The sequence below is a fragment of the Enterobacter sp. MF024 genome (genome assembly GCF_005843915.1).
Classification (GTDB): domain Bacteria; phylum Pseudomonadota; class Gammaproteobacteria; order Enterobacterales; family Enterobacteriaceae; genus Enterobacter; species Enterobacter barmai.
In genome coordinates this window covers 947,223-969,228 of record NZ_VCBB01000001.1, presented here as the reverse complement: position 1 = coordinate 969,228, position 22,006 = coordinate 947,223, and the positions used below count along the sequence as shown (strand labels likewise).

General features: G+C 53.1%; 15 protein-coding genes. All 15 read left to right on the top strand.

The annotated features are described in order from the left end of the window. Positions 1-12 precede the first annotated feature (12 nt). The 15 genes from tssK (at position 13) to tssA (ending at position 21,993) form a co-directional block, all read left to right on the top strand. Positions 13-1,353, top strand: a complete 1,341-nt coding sequence (gene tssK / locus FFB58_RS04695; protein ID WP_138369176.1) for a type VI secretion system baseplate subunit TssK — start codon at positions 13-15, stop codon at positions 1,351-1,353. Next, on the top strand, positions 1,350-2,042 hold the full coding sequence (tssL, locus tag FFB58_RS04690) for a type VI secretion system protein TssL, short form (protein WP_138369175.1): 693 nt from the start codon (positions 1,350-1,352) through the stop codon (positions 2,040-2,042). The genes tssK and tssL overlap by 4 nt, the downstream gene beginning before the upstream one ends. After that, the gene (locus FFB58_RS04685) at positions 2,039-3,754 is read left to right on the top strand and encodes an OmpA family protein (protein ID WP_138369174.1); all 1,716 of its coding nucleotides are present in this window, start codon (positions 2,039-2,041) and stop codon (positions 3,752-3,754) included. Before tssL ends, FFB58_RS04685 begins: the two co-directional genes overlap by 4 nt. Positions 3,755-3,759: 5 nt before the next feature. Beyond that, the gene (gene hcp / locus FFB58_RS04680) at positions 3,760-4,251 is read left to right on the top strand and encodes a type VI secretion system effector Hcp (RefSeq protein WP_138369173.1); all 492 of its coding nucleotides are present in this window, start codon (positions 3,760-3,762) and stop codon (positions 4,249-4,251) included. Positions 4,252-4,423: 172 nt separating this feature from the next. Beyond that, positions 4,424-7,072, top strand: coding sequence for a type VI secretion system ATPase TssH (gene tssH, locus FFB58_RS04675; protein ID WP_138369172.1), 2,649 nt, complete (start codon positions 4,424-4,426; stop codon positions 7,070-7,072). Next, positions 7,069-9,570, top strand: coding sequence for a type VI secretion system Vgr family protein (gene vgrG, locus FFB58_RS04670; RefSeq protein WP_138369171.1), 2,502 nt, complete (start codon positions 7,069-7,071; stop codon positions 9,568-9,570). Before tssH ends, vgrG begins: the two co-directional genes overlap by 4 nt. 3 nt (positions 9,571-9,573) lie before the next feature. Beyond that, positions 9,574-11,193, top strand: a complete 1,620-nt coding sequence (locus FFB58_RS04665; protein ID WP_138369170.1) for a hypothetical protein — start codon at positions 9,574-9,576, stop codon at positions 11,191-11,193. Continuing rightward, positions 11,186-12,310, top strand: a complete 1,125-nt coding sequence (locus FFB58_RS04660; protein ID WP_171029928.1) for a T6SS immunity protein Tli4 family protein — start codon at positions 11,186-11,188, stop codon at positions 12,308-12,310. Before FFB58_RS04665 ends, FFB58_RS04660 begins: the two co-directional genes overlap by 8 nt. Before the next feature lie 43 nt (positions 12,311-12,353). Next, positions 12,354-13,478, top strand: a complete 1,125-nt coding sequence (locus FFB58_RS04655) for a T6SS immunity protein Tli4 family protein (protein WP_138369169.1) — start codon at positions 12,354-12,356, stop codon at positions 13,476-13,478. A 527-nt stretch (positions 13,479-14,005) separates the two neighbouring features. Next, positions 14,006-14,578 carry a PAAR domain-containing protein gene (locus tag FFB58_RS23010; RefSeq protein ID WP_286172522.1) on the top strand — a complete coding sequence of 191 codons (573 nt, stop codon included), beginning with the start codon at positions 14,006-14,008 and terminating at the stop codon, positions 14,576-14,578. Next, positions 14,578-15,357 (top strand): hypothetical protein, encoded by a 780-nt coding sequence (locus tag FFB58_RS04645; RefSeq protein WP_286172521.1) that lies wholly within the window; start codon positions 14,578-14,580, stop codon positions 15,355-15,357. Before FFB58_RS23010 ends, FFB58_RS04645 begins: the two co-directional genes overlap by 1 nt. Continuing rightward, entirely contained in the window at positions 15,342-15,689 is a 348-nt protein-coding gene (locus FFB58_RS04640) for a hypothetical protein (RefSeq protein WP_138369168.1), read from the top strand. Before FFB58_RS04645 ends, FFB58_RS04640 begins: the two co-directional genes overlap by 16 nt. Positions 15,690-15,773: 84 nt before the next feature. Then, positions 15,774-16,958, top strand: a complete 1,185-nt coding sequence (locus FFB58_RS04635) for a hypothetical protein (RefSeq protein ID WP_353620490.1) — start codon at positions 15,774-15,776, stop codon at positions 16,956-16,958. Next, a complete protein-coding gene (locus FFB58_RS04630; protein ID WP_138369167.1) occupies positions 16,955-20,392 on the top strand; it encodes an ImcF-related family protein in 3,438 nt (1,145 codons plus the stop codon). Before FFB58_RS04635 ends, FFB58_RS04630 begins: the two co-directional genes overlap by 4 nt. Then, positions 20,392-21,993, top strand: coding sequence for a type VI secretion system protein TssA (gene tssA, locus FFB58_RS04625; RefSeq protein ID WP_138369166.1), 1,602 nt, complete (start codon positions 20,392-20,394; stop codon positions 21,991-21,993). The genes FFB58_RS04630 and tssA overlap by 1 nt, the downstream gene beginning before the upstream one ends. Positions 21,994-22,006 lie beyond the last annotated feature (13 nt).

The following is a 22,006-nucleotide window of genomic DNA, read 5'->3' as shown; positions in this document are numbered from 1 at the left end:
GGCAGGAAGCCAATGAAAACGGAACAACCGTTATGGGGCAGGGGCCAGATGGTCTCTCCCCAGCATTTCCAGCAACAGGCTGCGTATGCGGCCTGGTCCGCGGAATGCATCGCCCGGCTGGGTCTTTCCTGTCCGTGGGGAGTAATTAATGCAGCCTTCGAAAAGGATGCACTGAAACTGGGCCGACTGCAGGCCCGTCATCTGCACATCCGCTTCCCCGACGGGACACTGATTGACACGGATAATGCTGATGACCTCCCACCGGTGCTGGCGCTTGAAAGTGAATTACAGGGCGTAGTGGTGGTACTGGCGCTTCCGCTAATGAGGGCTAATGGCGGCAATTGCCTAAAACCCGATGAGGTGGCTGAGCGGCCTGTTCGCTATCGCCAGCGCTGGCGGGATGTCCGTAACGCTTTTGGGGACGATACCCGTCAGATTGCGGTAATGCGGCCAGAACTAACGTTGCGTTTCGCCCATCAGAACAACAGCGATTACTTGACCTGTCCGGTTGCCCGCCTGCTACAGGATTCGCAGGGGAGCTGGGTATCCGATGAGACGTATCTTCCGCCACTGCTGGCCCTGCAGGGCAGCCGCTGGATGGTGACTCAACTGGAGCAATTGATGACGCAACTGCGTGTCCGTCTGAGTCGCCTGATGGCAATGCGCCGGGAAAGTAACGAGCGTATGGCGGATTTTGCAGTGGCCGACGTGTCTTTGTTCTGGCTGCTCAACGCCCTGAACAGTGCGGAGCCCGTGCTGGGACAATTTCAGCGTCACCCGCAAATTCCGCCTGAGCGTCTGTATCCGGAACTGGCACGTCTGGCGGGCAGCCTGCTGACCTTCTCGCTGGAGCATCAGGTGAATGCGATTCCGGTCTGGCAGCATGAGCAACTGAATAACGTATTTCCACCGCTGTTTGATTTACTGAGCGATCTGCTGGAAGCCAGCTTGCCGTCACGGGTAGTAGCGATTGAGCTTGAGCATGATGCCCGGCTTCACTTCTGGCAGGCTCGTTTGCATGACCCGCGTCTGCGCGAGGGGGCTGATTACTATCTCTCCGTGCGTTCACAGATGTCAGTGGCACAACTGCAGGAGCAGTTACCGCGTCAGTGCAAAGTTGGCAGCCCCGATCATGTCAGAAGTATCGTCAATTCATCGCGGGTGGGCGTACCTCTCACGCCACTGCGTCATGTACCGGCAGCTATCCCGTTGCGTCTGGAAAACCAATATTTCAGCCTTGATGTCTCTCATCCTCTGGCCACCGAAATGCTCCAGGGCGGCATCTGTATGTTTTACGTTCCGGGAATGCTCGGCGAACCTGAACTTGAACTCTTTGCGGTACTAAGAACATGAGTGAGCATAAACGCGGCGCTGATGCGCCCATTGATATTGATGCCCTGCTGCAGGACACCTGGCTGCAGGTGATCAGCCTGCGTCACGGTCCGACATTCCATGATGGAGAAGGTCGTACATTGTGGGAGCGCTGCATTGCTGATGTCGGGCGTGTGCAATGTGAACTCAAAGCTAGCGGTCTCGATGAGACCAGTTGTCAGCATATTCTCACCGCACAGTGTGCCCTGCTCGATGAGGCAGTGAAAGGTCGTGGTGTGGAGGATGATGCCTGTGTGCAGTGGTATGACATTCCCCTGCAGGGGCATTTCCTTGGCACCATGGACGCCGGCGACACGCTGTGCGATCGAATGCGCGATTTGCTGCGCGAACCGGCTCCTGACCACGCTGTCGTGACCTGTTTCCAGCGGGTCATGATGCTCGGATTCCTCGGCAGTTACCGTTCACTGAATGACCCGGATCGCCAGAAACTCGTCAACGCACTCAGTGAACACGTTACGCCGCTCAGCTACCCACAAACCCACCCCGTACTGGCAGAAAGCCATACCGGGCGGGGGATAATGGGCGGTTGGCTGGCGTCATGGCCCGTACGTATTGGTCTGAGTGTAATGGTAGTCGCTGCACTCTGGTGGGGGCTGGATCGCTGGCTGGATCAGATGCTGCTGACCCTGTTGCCGGGGGCAGTGAAATGAGTCCTGCACAACAGCGCGCGCTTGCGTTGTGGGCCGCCCTGCTGAGTGCCGTGGTCTGCCTGAGTTTTCTGCCGGTTTCCAGGCTGGTTTCTGTACTCATTCTGCTGGCGATCCTGGGGCTTATCATGGCGTTCTGGTACGTTGCCGACCGTCGTCTGGAACACAGTATCACTTTGTGCCATTTGGATGACCTCCCGGAAGCGACTTATCGCCAGCCTGTTGTGCTGGTATGTGGTGATCTGGCGCTGGCCTGGCCACATTCGTCACCGGTACTCACTGTCACACAGGGATGCTGGATCCGCGTGGAGGAGAATCAGGATCTGGCGCACGCCGCCCGTCAGATACTGTGGTTACGTCCTGACTGGGGACGTCAGCTGTCGGTGATGGTCAGTGTCTGCCCACAGAAACATGCTGACAGCGAGTGGCTCACCAGTCGATTACTTTCACTGCGTTGGAAAATCAACCAGTTGCGTAAAGAAACCGGACATTCTGTGCCGCTCATTCTGAATGGTCAGATTGGCAGCACGATGACGAATGACATGCTCTGGCAGGCGGCTATTTCGGGTGAGGGGATGAGGGTCTGGCGTGAGTATGCAGCCCCAGGCTCCATTGCCACGTGGGTCACTACCGGCGGAACGTCAGCGATGCAGCAGCAGGTGCTGATGAACAGCCTGATGAATTGGTTCTATCAACATGTCCAGACCGTCTTTATGGATGAGAACCCCGATGTGCCGGCCATCGTACCTGCCGCGGTATTGTGGGGAATGGGGCCGATCCTTGCCGGAAGCCTGGCCACATCGGCCTGGACGGTGTGGCTTTCCCGTCACACCGCGATGCAGCATGTGGCTGGCTGGCAGCCGGTGGGGACGGACAGTACGGTTATTTCCCCATTCCCGGATTTTATCCTGCCGCTGCTGCCGGAAGGGGGCGGACTCACACCTCGGGTCCGTACCTGGCGCTGTGTCCTTGGTCTTTTCACCCTGGCAGCCATTGCTGCGCTGCTCAGCAGTGGCTGGAACAATCGCCAGCTGCTGCATCGCGTGAGCTTCGATATCTCCCGCTACAACAGCATCTCCATGAATGATTACGGTCCGAAAGCCAACGCCGTTGCGGTCCTTCGCGAGGATGCGGCGCTGCTGGATGACCAGGCGCGTAATGGCGTACCGGCCCGGCTGGGCCTGGGTCTTTATCAGGGGGGACGTATGCGCATACCGGTGCTGGAAGCGATCCGCTCGTATGTGCCACCACCTCCACCGCCCAAACAGCAGCCGATCCCTAAACCGGTACCGAAAATTGTGAGGCTCGACAGCATGTCGCTGTTTGACACCGGCAAATGGGCCCTGAAACCCGGCTCGACGAAGCTGCTGGTGAACTCACTGGTCGGGATTAAGGCGAAGCCAGGCTGGCTGATTGTGGTGGCGGGCCACACAGACAGCACCGGGAATAACAAATCCAATCAGATGCTTTCCCTGAAACGTGCGGAGTCTGTTCGCGACTGGATGCGGGATACTGGCGACGTACCGGAGAGCTGTTTTGCGGTGCAGGGCTACGGTGAAAGCCGACCTGTCGCCAACAACGACACGACAGAAGGCCGTGCGCTAAACCGCCGTGTCGAAATCAGTCTGGTACCCCAGGCGAACGCCTGCCAGTTCCCAGACAACACACCCGCGCCATTGGAGAACGATGGCGTTTCAATAAATCAAATGGAGTAATTAACATGGCAATTCCTGTTTATCTTTGGCTGAAGGACGACGGCGGCGCGGACATTAAAGGTTCTGTGGACGTTCAGGATCGCGAAGGCAGCATCGAGGTTGTTGCTCAGGAACATAACCTCTATATCCCGACCGATAACAACACCGGCAAACTGACTGGTACCCGTATCCACACCCCGTTCCTGTTCACCAAGGAAATCGACTCCTCCAGTCCGTACCTGTACAAGGCTGTAACCACCGGTCAGACCCTCAAGTCTGCGGAATTCAAGTGGTACAGAATCAGCGATGCAGGTCAGGAAGTGGAGTACTTCAACACCAAACTTGAAAACGTGAAAGTGGTGAAGGTTAACCCGCTGATGCATGACATCAAAGACCCTTCCAAAGAGAAGCACAACCATCTGGAACAGATTGAGCTGCGCTACGAAAAAATCACCTGGACTTACAAAGACGGCAACATCATTCACTCCGATTCCTGGAACGAACGCGCTACCGCCTAATCCCGATGCGGACAGATTCTTCTGTCCGCAGTTTCTTTGCTGAAGACCTGATAAGCGGGTCTTCAGCAAAGAAAAACACAATGTGCCTGCCTGACCTTATGCGCTTTGGTTTCCTTCTATCAGGAAAAGCGATGGGCGGTAGCGTGTCCGGAACTGATAAAGAGAGACTCTCATGGAAAATCCAGCCATCCTGTTACGCCGTCTTAATCCCTACTGCGCCCGCGCGATGGAAAGTGCAGCCTCCCTGTGCCAGACCCGCGCCCATGCTGAAATCCTGCCTGAACACTGGCTGTTGAAACTGCTGGAACAAGGCGAGGGCGATCTTACGGTCCTGGCTCGCCGTTATGAGTGGGATATGGACGCGATTTGGCAGGATTTACTGGCTTTTATGGACGCGTTACCCCGCTCGGTACGCAGCCGTCCGCAGCTATCGGAGAGCATTCAGGTGCTGATGCAGGATGCCTGGCTGCACGCGTCGTTGGCGGGTGAGGAACATATGCGTAGTATTCATTTGTTGATGGCCCTGGTGGAAAAACCGAAACAGGTACGCTGTGATGGTCTCTGGCCGCTGCTGACGCTGGCGCAAAGCCAGCTTGAACGTCTACGCCCGTTGCTGGATGCGCAATCGGATGAGCGTCCGGAAGCACAAAATGAAGCGGCGCTAGCGAAGGGCGGCGAGGTAGAGTTTGTAGGCCGTGCGGTAGGTGCAGATATAAAAGAGGGCGAACTGAACCCAGCACTGCAGAACGCGCTGGATAAGTTCACCCTCGACGTCACCTTCCGTGCGCGCGAGGGCAAAATCGATCCGGTTTTTGGGCGCGACAATGAAATCCGCCAGATGGTCGATATCTTGTCCCGTCGCCGCAAAAACAACCCCATTCTGGTCGGCGAACCCGGTGTGGGTAAAACGGCACTGGTGGAGGGGCTGGCGCTGCGTATCGCTGAAGGCAACGTCCCGGACAGCCTGAAACTCGTCAGCATTAGAACCCTCGATCTGGGGCTTTTGCAGGCAGGTGCTGGCGTTAAAGGGGAGTTCGAACAGCGGCTGAAAAATATTATTGAAGCAGTTCAGCAGTCCCCGTCCCCGGTGCTGCTTTTTATCGACGAAGCCCACACCATTATCGGCGCGGGCAACCAGGCTGGCGGGGCTGACGCCGCCAACCTGCTGAAACCGGCTCTTGCCCGCGGCGAACTCAGAACCATCGCTGCCACCACCTGGAGTGAGTATAAGCAGTATTTTGAGCGCGATGCCGCACTGGAGCGCCGCTTCCAGATGGTGAAAGTGGACGAACCGGATGACGATACCGCCTGTCTGATGCTGCGCGGCCTGGAATCCCGCTACGCTCAGCATCACGGCGTGCATATCACCGACGAGGCCGTAAAAGCCGCAGTCATGCTTTCGAGACGCTATCTCACAGGACGTCAGTTGCCGGATAAGGCGGTAGATTTGCTGGACACCGCCTCGGCGCGGATCCGCATGAGCCTGGATACCGTGCCAGAACAGCTGACCCGTATGAAAGCTCAGCTTACGGCGCTGGATATGGAGAAGCAGGCGCTGCTGGAAGATCTTGCAATGGGTAAAACCACTCATGGCGAACGTCTGGCAACCATCGAACAGGAAGAAATAGGCATTATTCTGGAGCTTGACGAACGGGAAACGCAGTACGGCCAGGAGCTGAAACTGACGGAACAGTTGCTTGCCTGCCGCGCGGATATCTCCCGCCAGGCGGAGATCGCTGACCTGCAGAACCAGTTAAGTACCGTTCAGCAAAGTAACCCGTTACTGGGCCTGGACGTGGACGCGCGCACCGTCGCCACCGTAATTGCCGACTGGACCGGCGTGCCGCTCTCCTCATTGATGAAGGATGAGCAGACGGAACTGCTGAGCCTGGAGGATAACCTTGGGAAAAGGGTAGTCGGACAGGACGTAGCCCTGAACGCCATCGCTCAACGTCTGCGCGCCTCAAAAACCGGACTTGCGCCAGAAAATGGGCCGCAGGGGGTATTCCTGCTGACCGGCCCCAGTGGGACTGGCAAAACCGAAACCGCGCTGGCGCTGGCGGATGAACTCTTTGGCGGTGAAAAAGCGCTTATCACTATCAACCTCTCGGAATACCAGGAGCCGCATACTGTCTCTCAGCTCAAAGGCTCTCCGCCGGGGTACGTCGGCTACGGCCAGGGCGGTATTCTCACCGAGGCGGTACGCAAACGCCCTTACAGTGTGGTGTTGCTGGATGAAGTGGAAAAGGCGCACCGGGACGTGATGAACCTGTTCTACCAGGTGTTTGACCGCGGCTTTATGCGCGACGGCGAAGGGCGTGAAATTGACTTCCGCAATACCGTGATCCTGATGACCTCGAATCTCGGCAGTGACCACATCATGCAGATGCTGGATGAGCAGCCGGAGGCGACAGAATCGGACCTGCAGGAACTGCTGCGTCCGCTGCTGCGAGATCATTTCCACCCTGCGCTTCTGGCACGCTTCCAGACGGTGATTTATCGCCCGCTCTCACAACCTGCCATGCGCACGATTGTGGAGATGAAACTCGGCCAGGTGAACCAGCGTCTCAACCGCCACTACGGTCTGGTCACTTATATCGACGAGGGCCTGTATGACGCGCTGACCGCCGCCTGCCTGCTGCCGGATACCGGGGCGCGTAATATTGACAGCTTGCTCAATCAACAAATTCTGCCGGTGCTGAGTCAGCAGTTGCTGACCCATATGGCCGCCAGACAGAAACCTCAATCGTTACGTCTTAGCTGGAGCGAAGAAGAGGGGATCGGACTTGAGTTTGACATGGCGCAAGGAGTGCCCGCATGAGCAACCATCCCCCCATCAGATTCAGCCACAGCCACCACCTGCTGGCAGTGAAAGACTGCGAGTCAGCGCCCGACGTGCTGGCCTTTGAAGGCAGTGAGGCCCTGAGCAAAACGTTCCGCTACCGGATAGAATTCACCAGCGCTGACCATGCCATCAGCCGGGAGATGATGCTGATGAAGGCCGCCTCCCTGACGCTGCAGGCCCCGGTGGACCAGGGTTACGGCATCAGAATCCAGCAGCCGGTGCGGGTGATTCAGGGCGTGGTCACGGGGTTTGAACGCCTCGGCACCTCAGAGGATGAAACCCGTTACGCGCTGATCCTGCAGCCGCGCCTGGCCCTGCTTGACCGGTCGCACCAGAACGCCATCTACCAGGACATGTCGGTCCCGCAGATTGTGGAAAAAATCCTCCGGGAGCGCCACGGCATGCGCGGCCAGGATTTCCTGTTCTCGCTCTCAAAAGAATACCCGCGCCGGGAGCAGGTGATGCAGTACGGCGAGGATGACCTGCACTTTATCACCCGCCTGCTGGGTGAGGTGGGTATCTGGTTCCGCTTCACCACCGACACGCGCCTGAACATTGATGTGGTGGAGTTCTGTGATGACCGTCAGGGCTACGGGACAGGCCTGACGCTGCCGTCGGTGCCGCCGTCAGGGCAGCACGCGCAGGGTGTGGACTCGGTGTGGGGGATGGAGAGCCGTCACCGGGTGGTGCAGAAACAGGTCAGCACCCGGGACTACAACTACCGCCAGGCCACGGAAGACATGAACACGCAGGTGGATGCGACCCGCGGGGATGGGACCACCTACGGGGATGCGTATCACTGGGCGGATAACTACCTGACGCCGGGTAATACGTATGACCGCCATCCGGCCCCGGAGTCCGGGGCTTTTTACGCCCGCATCCGGCATGAGCGCTACCTGAATGGCCAGACGCAGGCGCATGGCATCACCAGTTGTCCGGTGCTCTCTCCGGGTCAGGTACTGAAGGTCACCGGCGGTCATGAAGTGGCAGAGGTATTTGCGCAGGGCGTGGTCATCACGGCAATGCACAGCCATGCCCGGCGGGATGAGGATTTTGGCGTTGACTTCGACGGCATTCCGGACAGCACGGATTTTGGTTTCCGCCCGGCACCAGGCTCACGTCCCGTGATGGCCGGGACCCTGCCGGCCCGGGTCACCAGTACCACCGAAAACGACACCTACGGGCATATCGACAAGGACGGTCGCTACCGCGTCAGCATGCTGTTCGACCGGGATAACTGGGAGACCGGGTTCGAGAGCCTGTGGGTGCGTCAGTCCCGCCCGTATGCCGGGGACACTTACGGCCTGCACCTGCCGCTGCTGGCGGGGACCGAAGTGGCGATTGGCTTTGAGAACGGCAACCCGGACCGGCCATACATTGCCGGGGTGCTGCACGACTCGGCCCACGGCGACCATGTCACTATCCGCAACTATAAACGTAACGTCCTGCGCACTCCGGCGAACAACAAAATCCGCCTCGACGATGAGCGCGGAAAGGAGCACATCAAGGTCAGCACGGAGTACGGCGGCAAGAGCCAGCTGAACCTGGGGCATTTAGTTGACAGCGAAAAACAGCAGCGCGGGGAGGGGTTTGAACTCCGGACCGACAGCTGGGGGGCGATAAGGGCGCAGAAAGGGATGTTCATCAGCGCTGACGGCCAGGCGAAGGCGCAGGGCGAGGTGCTGGAGATGGGGGTTGCGCTGAGCCAGCTGCAAATGGCCCTGAAGCAGGCCGAAGCCCTGAGCAGTGCAGCTGAAACAGCCAGAGCTGAACTGGCTGATATCCGGGCCCAGAAGGCACTGCTGGAGCAGACGCTTACCGGGCTGAAACAGTCTGCGTTATTGCTTTCTGCCCCGGCGGGCATTGCACAGAGTACACCGGAGAGTGTGCAGCTGTCGGCGGGTGAAAATGTTATCAGCACCAGCGGTAAACATACTGACTTCAGCGCACTGAAAAGATTTACCGTGGCGGCCGGGGAAAGAGTGAGTTTGTTTGCCCGGAAGCTGGGTATCAAAATTTTTGCCAGTAAAGGAAAGGTGGAGATACAGGCGCAGGGGGATGAAATGACGCTGGATGCGCTGAAAGATATCCGCATCAGCAGCAGCGAAGGCAGGCTTGTCATCCGCGCGAAGCAGGAAATTATACTCACCAGCGGAGGCGGTTATATCCGTATTGCTGATGGCGTCGTGGAGTGCTCGGCGCCGGACAAAATCATCCAGCGGGCGGCGGTGTGGCAGAAGTTCGGCGGGCAGAGTCTGAGCCAGGCGGCGCAGGGCTGGGAGAGCAGCGAATTTGAAATGGGGCCTGAAGTACGGTGGCCCTATTCTGATAAACCTGTTGCGGGTCAAAAAATCAGCCTGACGCACAGCGATGGCACCGTGCAGGAGTTAATGACCTCTGCATCCGGACGAGGGGAAAAGCAAAACATGGTGGACCTGGCATCAATGCAGATAAACCTTAAGGATGAGGACTAACAGATGATTGAAGCCAGTGAAAGCAATAGCGTCCTGCTGGGGTACGACAAGTTTGGTCATCCCCTCTATAAGGTCATTGCCACGCCCAAAGACAAGGAGCAATGGGCCAAACTTTATAAATTGCCGGACAGAGTTATCCCCGTTGTGTTTTTACCGGGGGTAATGGGGAGTAATTTGATGAGTCCAGACGGCAAGTCTATCTGGAAGGTAGATGGAACATGGAGCATGAAATCCTGGTTAGTACGTGGCGCCGAGGAAAGAAAAAAATTACTGGACCCCACCAAAACCGTGGTTGATCCCAGCGGGAAAATCGAGACTGAAAGCCCGGAAGAGCGCCTGTTATTTAAATCTCGCCGGGAAAGAGGCTGGGGGGAAGTGGGGGCGATGAGCTATGGCACTTTCCTCCCCTGGCTCCAGGAGGCGCTAAACGATAACCAGGCAATGTTAAAAAATAAGACCAGCAGTAATGGTAGCCTGACCTTGCGTGAGAGGTTACTGGATAAAGCATTGGGGGCAGAGATCGGTGAGAGTAACCTGACCTCTGAGGAAGTGGCATTGAGCTATCAGTACCTGTTTCCTGTCCATGCTGTGGGCTATAACTGGCTTCAGTCGAATGTGGATTCAGCGAAAATGCTGGCCAAACGTATTGAAAAGATTATTGGCGATTACAAAGCAAGCGGACGCAAATGCGAAAAGGTGATCCTGGTGACCCACTCAATGGGAGGACTGGTTGCCCGCTACTATTCGGAACTGTTGGAAGGTGATTATGGACAGAAAAATATTCTGGGTATTGTGCATGGAGTGATGCCGGACCGCGGTGCGCCGATGGCCTATAAGCGTATGAAAGCGGGAGAGGCAGGGACAGTTGGTTTAGTGATTGGCAGTAGCGGGGGGGAAATGACCCCTGTATTGGCACAATCACCGGGTCCTTTACAGCTCTTGCCTGGCAAGGCATACGGTATGGGATGGTTTCATATTGAGGGCCTTAAGCAGCCTTTGCCTAAGACAGATCCCTACACCGAAATCTACACACAAAGGTCTACGTGGTGGGGGTTATGCGAAGAACGCTTTATTAACCCGGATAATAAAAATATGGATAAACGACAACTAGATAAGGATTGGTTATCTTTCAAAAACATTCTTTTTACAGATGTTCAGATGTTTGTAGAGGATCTTAATGGGCATTATCATGAACATACTTATGCCTTTTTTGGAAATGACGGGAAGAAATACCCCTCTTATGCAGAACTGCACTGGAAGGACATAAGTGGAATACATACCCCGGAAGCCTACCGCTCGCAGGTCAGCGAACAGGGGGAAATCTTCTACCCGGCGGACAAATTTAACCAGACCGTCCGCTATGCTACGCTGGAAACACCCGACCAGGGGTATGTTACCCGCAAATATGAATTATCACCTCCTGCGGAAGACGGCGACGGCACTGTGCCGGTGAGAGCGGCAGTGATCACTTCTCCAAAGTTAAAAGCCCAACTCGGTGTGGGCGTAGACCACGAGGGGGCGTACAAATCTGACAACACCATGGATGCGCGCTGGTTTACTCTTCGCTCAATTATAAAAATTGCACAGCAGGTGAAAAACACAGGGCTTGCTTACCATGAATAATATAAAACAAAAAGCAATTATACTGGTCGCCTTCATCGTAGCGGGATATGGATTGTATGAATATTTTCGCCCTTATGACCCATCGCCACAAACACTGACATCATCACAGCAGGTAGCCATGAACAAAATAAACGCCGAAATGAAACCTTACTGTGTCGGTCGCTATATTCTCGACCTGCCATCATCCTTTACGGCTTATAATGACTCTGCGCCGCTGGATAATAATGTCTGGGCGGCGGTGATTTCCCGGCCTGAGGATACCTATAAAACCTATCTTGCAACAAAGAAGATGTATCATCCTGGTTTTGTGCAGTTAATCGCATTACGTGAAAAGGCTTTACGAGAAAGCGAAACTATTGACGCACAGGATATGCCCTTTTTGAAAAAAGTCTGGCCGTTACCCGCGGGTATGGATGGTGTGATTTTTGAAAGGAATGAAAACGAAAGTGTTGCGGACGCAATGCGCATCCTGGAAGGGTATTTATATACTAATGGTGTGGTTATTAAATTTCAGAAGCAGACCATTAATGATTCGAGCTCTATATATAATGAGCAACGAAGGGGGCGTCCACCCAGAAACTATGTCGCAAGTGATATCAGCCAGATGCAGTTGCTGATGGCGAGAATTAGCGGCAGGGATAATGATGCGATTCCGACGAAGCCAGGCTCCTGTATCACTCATGCGTTTATTGCCACAGATCCGACTTCCGAGGACAGGGAAGATATTTCTGTTGGTTTTGAAAGCAACACACTTGAATATATCAGGATTATTCTTTCCACCGATAATTTTACGCGTGAAAAGGACACAGTACTGGAGAGATCTGGTGAGATAGAGAGTAATTTGTACCGAGGCCAGGTGGAAAGAAAAGGGGCTTTTAATGTCAACGGCCTGCAGGCCCAGGAGTTTCTGGCAACGGGTTTACAGGCATCTCAGGACGAGCCGCGTTACGGTTTTGATATGTTCATCAATGAATTGACGGCCAGCTATAAGACACCCAATTTTATTCTGACCCTGGAGAATGATTCCATGCCGCCGACCTCCTACAGCAAAGAGGAAATTATCGCCTTCTGGGACACCATTAGCCGTAGCGTACGCGTGCGTCCCGGCGCGTTCTGACCTGTCGGAACGGATTGCAGACAGTTAACCGGGAGGCTTCACAATGTATAAAATAAAACGGAAAGTCATTATTTTTGCTGTTTTTGTCGTGCTGGGGATCGGGGTTTATCAGTATTTTTGCCCTTATGACCCATCGCCACAAACACTGACATCATCACAGCAGGTAGCCATGAACAAAATAAACGCCGAAATGAAACCTTACTGTGTCGGTCGCTATATGCTCGACCTGCCATCATCCTTTACGGCTTATAATGACTCAGCCCCGCTGGATAAAAATATCTGGGCTGCGGTAATTTCCAGACCGGAAGATATGTATAAAACTTATCTTGCTACCAAGAAAATGTACCATCCAGGTTTTGTTCAACAGTTGATAAGAAGGGAGGCTGGATTACGTGCAAGCAATACACTCAGAAGTGAAAACATGCCCTTTTTGAAAAAGGTCTGGCAGTTACCGGATGGTATGGATGGTGTAATATTTGAAAGGAATGTAAACGAAAGTGTTGCAGATGCAATGCGAATTCTGGAAGGTTATCTGTATACCAACGGTGTGGTCATCAAGCTACAAAAGCAAACAGTAAATAATTCAGCTTCACGTTATGAAAGGCAACGCAATGGTGATCCAATTCAAAACTATGTAGAAAGTGATGTCAGCCAGATGCAGTTGCTGATGGCGAGAATCAGCGGCAGGGATAATAATGCCATTCCGACGAAGCCAGGATCCTGTATCACCCACGCGTTTATTGCCACAGATCCGACTTCCGAGGACAGGGAAGATATTTCTGTTGGTTTTGAAAGCAACACACTCGAATATATAAAGATTATTATCTCCACCGATAATTTTACGCGTGAAAAGGACACAGTACTGGAGAGATCTGGTGAGATAGAGAGTAATTTGTACCGAGGCCAGGTTGAAAGAAAAGGGGCTTTTATTGTCAACGGCCTGCAGGCCCAGGAGTTTCTGGCAACGGGTTTACAGGTATCTCAGGACGAGCCGCGTTACGGTTTTGATATGTTCATAAATGAATTGACGGCCAGCTATAAGACCCCAAATTTTATTCTGACCATGGAGAATGACTCCATGCCGCCGACCTCCTACAGCAAAGAGGAAATTATCGCCTTCTGGGACACTATTAGCCGTAGCGTACGCGTGCGCCCCGGCGCATTCTGATCGGCCAAAAGGATGGAAAACCTTTTCATTATTAATGTGTTTGTCCGGGATAATGGTAGGAAATATCAGTAAAACATCACAGTTCGCCATGAAAATAATGATTTTTTTTGTGGCGATATGCATAACACAGTTAAAGGTTCGGACTACACCCTTTTTAACAGTAGTACGTAAATTAATGAAACGCTTAAAACCTCAAACCAGGACACCATTAAGAATGTGGAACTCTTACCTAACGGTATTCCGGCGTTATCATGGTTTTTTGGTAGTACACAAACCATCAGGAATACAGCAACAAGAAAGGATGGAAAGAACACAATTTCAGGCTTAATACTAATGAACGTGATGCTACACCGGATAAGCCAAATTTTAATATAGGGTTCGGCAGTAAGCAAAAAAACGTGCTACAGCGAAGCGCAGATGATAGAAATCTGGGGCCGACTGGGGAATTCCGTGCGCTATAAATAGTCGCTAGTAAATTTTTGAATATTTTTCGCATACTCTCATAATATTTCAAACAAGGAAACACGATGGGCGTCGGCTATTTTTTAAGAGTCGGTGATAGTACCACCTGTGGCGGGAAGATCCTTACCGGCGATTCAACGTTTCAATGGTACGGCGTTTCTGCTGCCAGAGAAGGGGATATGGTTAGCTGTGGTAAACACCCGGGAACTTATAAAGTCTTAGGAGGGATCGCTGCTACCTTTAATGAAGGGGGGGCTCTTGCGGGGTCGCTTGATAGTTTTAGCTCCTGTCCGTGCCATGCAAAATTTATCCCTGGCATTTCGGATAGTTACTCTAAGGATGATGCAGGAGGATTGGCAGAAGCAATTCCCACTATTATAGAAGCTAATTCTGTAATGGATAATTTATGGATAAGCTTTTCTCTACCAATAAAAGAAGATTATTCAGGCCTTAATTATCGTTTAACAATGGATGATGGCAGTGTACATCAAGGGGTGATCGATGATCATAACAAGATATACATCTCTACTGTTTCTGCAAGTACCTGTAATTTTGTTGAAATTGAACGTCCGTGCAATAACAATCTCATCGGTGAAAGTTTAACCAGTAAACTATTAAAAAATATTATGGGTGATTAATGGACTATATGATCATTAAAGGTCTATATGAGGCTGGGCAAGAGCATGAGTTGGAAACCCCTATTCTGGATAATGCAATTGCGGCGCTTGAGGGAACCGCAATCAAATTTTCCAGTGATGCTATAAATGATGCTAATGTCAGGGCCAGTTATACATCAAATATTAAAAGAGTAACATCAGAAGTAAAGGAAATGGTTAAAGCCAGGAAAATAACGGTTAAAGAAGCCTCTGAATTTTGCTATGAAATGAGAAATAAAATTCTTGCGGAGCACAGGAAATACACATCATCTACAGGCTTGTCATTTGCTGAAAAGCATAAAAAAGCACCTCCAACATTAGATGACCTCTACGATAAATATGCGTTCAAAAAATTCGAGCGTTCATTTAAAGAGTTAACTGCACAGCAGAAAAGTTTTATTCATTACGAAATTATCGAATCATCTGCACGAGGCAATCCAGAATTCAATGCATCAAACCAAAGACTTAAGGTAATGGGGAAAGTTGGTGTTTTAATAACAGCGTCACTGGCAACCTATGAAATATTAAACGCTGAAAATAAACCCAAAGAAACGATAAAACAGGGTGTGCAAATTGGCGGCGGTGTCGCTGGTGGGTGGTTAGCAGGTCTCGCCGTAGCGCCACTTTGCGGCCCGGGAGCTCCGGTCTGCGCTATTGCGCTAGTATTATTAGGTAGCGCAGCTGGCGGTATAGCAGGTTCAGTAGTTGCTGATAGTCTGGATGAGGAAATTGAGGAGTTTACAGCGTGGAAGATAAACTAGTTTACTTCGATTTGTGTGGCGCACTTTCAGATATATTTGTAGATAATGAAGTCGATTTCAAATATATATCCTCAATAGCAAAAAAATTCCCTGTCGCTATAGTTGAAGAAATTTTTTTTGAATGGGTTGCCCCGGTTTGTTACACCAATCTTCTGACGCCAGCACCTTCTGTATGGGGCGGGTTTGATAAAAAAGCGTTATGGAATGATATTTGCCGCTACAGAAATAAAAAAAGCTTTTGCGCAAAATCTAAACATAAGTGGCTTGTGTCTATTCTTAAAATAACATATAGAAAAGAATGGATGACTCTGAGATATGAAATGCTACAGTAATAATTCTAAAATAATGCATAGCTTAATGTTAGGTTTAGCCTGTTAGTGTGCAGGATGGCATTCAGTTAAAAAGATGCGTTGTTTATGAGTTTTAACTTCTTCTTCGATTTTTTTGAATCAAACATAAACATATCGAGTTTTACTATGGCGTGGCCTATACCTGATATTCCAGAAAAAAATTCGCTTCCACCACCTAACTATTGGTTATGGATAATAGTATTGATACTGATATCAATTGCAGGAGTTGCTTCGAGTTTATGGTTATGGAATATGGCAACTTACTATGAAATCTTCTTTTACGGAGCGCTGCCCGCATTGCTCATTTGGCTTTGTATATTTGGTGTGGTTTTTAATCGCTATGAGCAGTCTGTCGTAGCCAGTAGAGCCTGGAATTTCGAAACAGAACAAACTAAAGCCGAATGGCGCAGTTGGAGTCGACAACAGCTTGCCGTGGTTGGCAATGTTTTGTTTTCTCCGGAAGAAGAAGGAATGCAGGCGCTGTTAGGTGAGTTGGAAAAGGTTCCAGCATTTCCTAAAAAAGCTCGTCCATTATTCAATTCCCCGCATAGTTTTCCGTCATTAATGAAAGAAACAGACCGAAAGCTGGATCAGCAGTACCCTGGCTATCGCCATTTCTTACACTCTATTTACGTTTATGAATCACAAAACAGAGTTGACACAGAATGCAATGAATTGATTTTTCAACAATGGGATCTTATACCCCACTCAGTTCATTCAATGGAATTTTTAGAATCTCTATATGATAAAAATATTACTGACGGGTTGATATTAATTATTTCTCTCCAGGATTGGCCCCCCCGAAGCGTCGGGCAGTCAAGTGAGTTTATTTCTGCTCAGCTTATTACCTCACCTGATTTTGCTCGGCTGCATTCAATGCCTGTTATCGCTGGTATAACGCGTATGATGCCGATGGAAGCAGGAAGCATTATTAATGAGTTAAATATGTTATTTGAATACGTACAGCCCGATAAGCAGTATCTGGAATACGTTTGGCTGATGGGGGCAGCTGAAAAAACCGCCCAGGAGATAATGCAATACGCTGCTCTCCACCACTGGCCGCTGCCAGAAAAAAGGCCTCTGCATTCTATCGATCTCTCTTTTGGACCTCCTGGAGAGATGGCCTTGCCACTTTCCTTGGTTATGCTGTCTGAAGCCGCCAACAAAACGGGTAAGGATCAACTGCTGGTAAGCCAGACGCCGCAGCTAACAGGGACGCTTTGCTTGATTGCCAGGGAGCTTTACGCATGACAGATCAAAAAATAATGCTTAACGCACGCTATGGTTCATGGGGGTACTTCCTTTTAATTCTCGGTCTTGCGGGGTTAAGCGCATTTTTAATTTTTATCAATCAGGAGAGTTTGAACAAACTTGGGATTTCAATTCCAAAAATCTGGACGGTCTGGGGAACTGTCTTTGCCGTTTTGCTTTTTGGCCTGGTTGGCTCACCTGTTTGGTGGCGATGGAAGCAGAGAAGAAATCAAACTGTCTTTAAGCCGCTGGTGGCGGGCAAGAAGCTCGCTCCTTCCTCAGCAGTGGGCAGTACCAGGAGTCAATCATTCTCCAGTTTTGAAAATCATCTTCGAATTCGTTACGGATTTTTCTGGCGTAGCAAAATCCGCCTGCTGCTCGTCACTGGCAATGAAGCCTCAATCGAACAGCTGGCTCCTGGTCTGAAGACCAGCCAATGGCTGGAAGGCGAGCGTACCGTGTTGATTTACGGTGGTAGCCTGGATTCAGAGATCAACAGCGAAAAATATACTGCACTGCGCAAGCTGCGCCGTGGCCGCCCACTCGACGGTATTGTGCGCGTGATTGCCGAAGGCCAGAAGCTCACGCCGCAGATGAGTGATAACGACCTGCGCGGATTGGAGAAAATCAGTGGGGCGTTGCATTATTCTGCCCCGGTTTATTTGTGGCAGCTGTGCAGTAGCGATTGGCCACAATCAGAGCGTAAAACTCAGTCCATTGGTGTGATTTTACCGCTGCGGGCTAAGCCGGACGACGTGGCAGGGCAGTTGAATAAACTGTTGCCTCAGCTACGCGAGCAGGGGCTTTCGCAGATAGCAGATAACCGCGATTATGATTTTATGTTGCGCCTGGCTCAGCAGCTTGAGTATGGCGGCAGCGAAGATTGGAAGATGCGTTTAGCGCCGTGGTTGTACAGCGCACAGCAGCGTGTCCCGCTTCGCGGCTTGATGTTCAGTCTCAAGGGGAATGCAGAGCCCTCAGCCGGTTCCGCCGAAGACGCTGCGCTTCGCGATCACAAACATGCTTTGACGTTCTCCTCCATCTGGCAGGGTATTTTTAAGGACTGTACCCGGGCGTGCGGCCGTCGTGTTGGCATGCCGTGGGAGCGGATGCTTGGCTGGGTGAAGATGGCGGTGATTGGCTCCTGGGGGGGAGGCATACTGATCTCCTTTGCTTTGAACTACGGTCAAATCTCTTCTGTGGCGAACAAGGCGCATGATTTAGTTGAGCATCCTTCCGTTTCTGATTACCACTTGACGGCATTGCATGAACTGCGAAACGACGCTGGTCGCCTGTTGCACAATGTTAAGGAGGGGACGCCCTGGTACCAGCGCTTTGGTCTGGACCATACCCGGCAGTTGCTCGATGCAATGCTGCCCTGGTACGGCGTGGCGAATAACCGCCTGATACGCGACCCGGCGAATCAGGCGCTGACACAGAAACTCAGCGCCCTGGTAAACTCCGCCCCCAATAGTGACCAGCGGGCACAGCTGGCCAGACCGGGTTATGACCAGCTGAAAGCCTGGCTGATGATGGCCCGCCCGGACAAGGTCAACGGGGCATTCTTCGCGCAGACCATGAAAACCCTGCAGCCAGCGCGAACGGGCATTTCAACCGGGCTTTGGCAGAGCCTGGCGCCGGATTTGTGGGCCTTCTACATCAACGAACTGCCGGCGCAGCCACAGTGGAAAATCACGCCTGATGCGCAGCTGGTCAGCCAGAGCCGCCAGGTGCTGCTGCAGCAAATCGGGCGGCGCAACGCGGAAAGCACGCTGTATGAGAACATGCTCAAATCCGTGCGCCGTAACTTTGCCGATGTGTCTCTGGAGGACATGACCGGCGGGACCGATGCCCGTCGCCTGTTCACCACCGACGAGGCCGTGCCGGGCATGTTCACCCGTCAGGCCTGGGAGGGGGGTATTCAGCAGGCTATCGAAAAGGCCGCTAATTCCCGCCGGGATGAAATTGACTGGGTGCTCAGCGATTCCCGAAAAGCCGTGTCGGCTGACCTCTCGCCGGAAGCCCTGAAAGCACGTCTGACGCAACGTTATTTCACCGATTTTGCCGGCAGCTGGCTGGGCTTTCTCAACAGTCTGCAACTTAACCCGGCGAACAACATTGCAGATGTCACAGACCAGCTGACGCTGATGAGTGATGTTCGCCAGTCGCCGCTGATTGCCCTGATGAACACCCTCGCCTGGCAGGGACAGACCGGTCAGCAAAGTGAACGCCTTTCGGAGTCCATCATTAAATCGGCTAAAGACCTGGTGGGTGGACAGGACAAACCCGCGATTGACCAGACAGCGTCAGGCCCGGAAGGACCTCTGGATGAAACCTTCGGCCCGCTGCTTCAGCTTCTGGGTAAAAACAAAGGCAACAACGTGATGTCGGCTGATAACTCCCTGAGCCTGCAGACGTACCTGACCCGCATCACCCGCGTGCGCCTGCGTCTGCAACAGGTGGCCAGTGCCTCCGACCCGCAGGAGATGATGCAGACCCTGGCGCAGACCGTGTTTCAGGGCAAAAGCGTGGACCTGACCGACACCCGGCAGTACGGCAGTCTGATTTCGGCAAGCCTTGGCGAAGAGTGGAGCGGTTTTGGCAGCACGATGTTTGTGCAGCCCCTGACCCAGGCCTGGGAGACCGTGCTTCAGCCGTCGGCGGCGAGCCTCAATGACAAGTGGAGCCGTTCGGTTGTCGCGAACTGGCATACGGCATTTGACGGGCGCTTTCCGTTTGCCGCGAGCAAAAGTGATGCCTCCCTGCCGATGCTGGCCGAGTTTGTGCGCAAGGACAGCGGCCGTATTGAGCGCTTTCTGACGACAGAGCTCGGCGGTGTGTTGCACAAGGAGGGCAGCCAGTGGGTGCCGGATAAGGTCAACAGTCAGGGGCTGAGCTTTAACCCGGCGTTCCTGCGGGCGATTAATCAGCTGAGCCAGCTGTCAGACATCCTGTTTACCGATGGCAGCCAGGGCATCAGCTTTGAGCTGCAGGCACGCCCTGTGCCGCAGGTGGTGGAGACGCAACTGACCGTTGACGGACAAAAGCTGCACTACTTTAACCAGATGGCTGACTGGCAGTCCTTCCGCTGGCCGGGAGATACCTGGAAGCCGGGAACCATGCTGACCTGGACCACGGTTAACGCCGGGGCGCGTCTGTTCGGGGACTACAGCGGGACCTGGGGCTTCATTCGCTGGCTGGAGCAGGGCAAACGCCAGCAGCTTGACCGCAGCCAGTGGATGATGAACTTCACCGCCCCGGATGGCCGTACCCTGCAGTGGGTCCTGCGCTCACAGCTGGGCAGCGGGCCGCTGGCCTTACTGGCACTGCGCGGTTTCACGCTGCCGGATCGGATATTCAGCGTCGACAGCGCGGCCACGGCTCAGGCGCTGATGACCAGCACGGAAAGCAGTGATATGGACGGAATCGAATAATGAATACTTTGCAGAATCTGGTGGTTGCCTTTCAGGCGGACGACATTCAGTTGCGGCAACAGGCTCAGGTGCGCCCGGAACGCTGGCAGTCCTGGCTCGCGCCGGTTAGCGCTACCCATCTGACAGGGGAAGATCCAGGCTATGATGATGATTTTCTGCGTATCCGCGAGGAGGTCAATAAACTTTCCGGCATTGACACCGGGCTGATTTGCACGCTTGCCGAAAAACTGTTGACCACCACCGCAAAAGATATCCGGGTTGCCACCTATTACTGCTGGGCGCGTCTGCACCAGGATGGCGAAGCCGGTTTTGCCGAAGGACTCGAACTGCTGGCGATATTACTGCAGAGCTTCGGCATGCAGCTTCACCCACAGCGGGACCGCAGCCGCAAAGCTGCGCTGGATTGGCTAGCCGGTACCCGTGTACTGGATAGTCTGTCATTGTATCCGGAGGTTGTACGCGAGGATGCACAGCGTACCGCCGGAGCGTTGCTGTTGCTCAGTGACATCATGGAAACAGAGCCGGAGACGTCACGACCAGAGCTGAATGCCCTGTACAGCGCGCTAGAATCCCGCCTGATGAAGGCCGGAGGTGTGGATGCCGTGGTGCCACAGAACGCCAGCAGCCAGACGCGAATCCAACCCTCGTCTTATACGGCAGAACCTGAAGCACCGATACTGAGCCGCATAACCTCCGGTCAGGATTTGCTGGCCCAGGCCCGTACACTTACCGGATACCTGCGTGAGCAACCTGATGGCTGGCTAGCCGCACACAGGCTGATGAAAAGCCTGCGCCATGACACGCTGAGCGCTATCCCGGCACCGGATGCCGAAGGGAAAACGCGTATCGAACCGCCCCGGGCTGACCAACGAGCCATGCTCAAACGCCTGTACCTGCAGCAGAGCTGGCTGGAGATTCTGGAACAGGCAGACAGCACTTTCTCGCGTGGTGCCAATCACCTCTGGCTGGATTTGCAGTGGTATATCCATCAGGCACTTGTGAAGTCGGGGCAGGATGTATTGGCCGACATCATCACCGCCGACCTTAAAGGGCTGTTACGCCGCCTCACAGGGCTTGAAACCCTGGCCTTTAACGACGGTACGCCGTTTGCCGATGAAGTCACGCTGAGCTGGATAAACCAGAGCGTGCTGGACGATATGTCTGGCTGGCGGGATGAACCGGTCAGTGCCGTCAGTGAGGCGGATAACGATATCCTGGCCCTTGAGCCGGAAGCGCTGGAGAAAGCGGACATTGACGGCCTGGAAGCCACACTCCACTGGCTGCAGACACGGCCGGGTACCGACTCTACAAAAGATAAATGGCTGTTGCGCTTGCTGATGGCCCGCGTGGCCGAGCAGAAGGGCAAAAATGAACTGGCGCTGCATCTACTGGGTGAACTCGATGGTGCAGCTCAGACAATCACCCTCAAACAATGGGTACCGGCACTGCTGTTTGAAGTGAAATCACGTCGCCTCAGACTATTGCGCATGAAAGCCACACGCAGTGAAACCGATAAATCACGGCTTCAGCCTGAGATGGACCAGATTCTTGCCGGTCTGATTGCACTTGACCCGGCAGGCAGTGCGGTGCTTTGTGTGTAAAAAAAGCCCAGCC

Coding starts and splice junctions, on each gene's coding strand:
- tssK (WP_138369176.1), top strand. CDS start 13: ATGAAAACGGAACAACCGTTATGGGGCAGGGGCCAGATGGTCTCTCCC.
- tssL (WP_138369175.1), top strand. CDS start 1,350: ATGAGTGAGCATAAACGCGGCGCTGATGCGCCCATTGATATTGATGCC.
- FFB58_RS04685 (WP_138369174.1), top strand. CDS start 2,039: ATGAGTCCTGCACAACAGCGCGCGCTTGCGTTGTGGGCCGCCCTGCTG.
- hcp (WP_138369173.1), top strand. CDS start 3,760: ATGGCAATTCCTGTTTATCTTTGGCTGAAGGACGACGGCGGCGCGGAC.
- tssH (WP_138369172.1), top strand. CDS start 4,424: ATGGAAAATCCAGCCATCCTGTTACGCCGTCTTAATCCCTACTGCGCC.
- vgrG (WP_138369171.1), top strand. CDS start 7,069: ATGAGCAACCATCCCCCCATCAGATTCAGCCACAGCCACCACCTGCTG.
- FFB58_RS04665 (WP_138369170.1), top strand. CDS start 9,574: ATGATTGAAGCCAGTGAAAGCAATAGCGTCCTGCTGGGGTACGACAAG.
- FFB58_RS04660 (WP_171029928.1), top strand. CDS start 11,186: ATGAATAATATAAAACAAAAAGCAATTATACTGGTCGCCTTCATCGTA.
- FFB58_RS04655 (WP_138369169.1), top strand. CDS start 12,354: ATGTATAAAATAAAACGGAAAGTCATTATTTTTGCTGTTTTTGTCGTG.
- FFB58_RS23010 (WP_286172522.1), top strand. CDS start 14,006: ATGGGCGTCGGCTATTTTTTAAGAGTCGGTGATAGTACCACCTGTGGC.
- FFB58_RS04645 (WP_286172521.1), top strand. CDS start 14,578: ATGGACTATATGATCATTAAAGGTCTATATGAGGCTGGGCAAGAGCAT.
- FFB58_RS04635 (WP_353620490.1), top strand. CDS start 15,774: ATGAGTTTTAACTTCTTCTTCGATTTTTTTGAATCAAACATAAACATA.
- FFB58_RS04630 (WP_138369167.1), top strand. CDS start 16,955: ATGACAGATCAAAAAATAATGCTTAACGCACGCTATGGTTCATGGGGG.
- tssA (WP_138369166.1), top strand. CDS start 20,392: ATGAATACTTTGCAGAATCTGGTGGTTGCCTTTCAGGCGGACGACATT.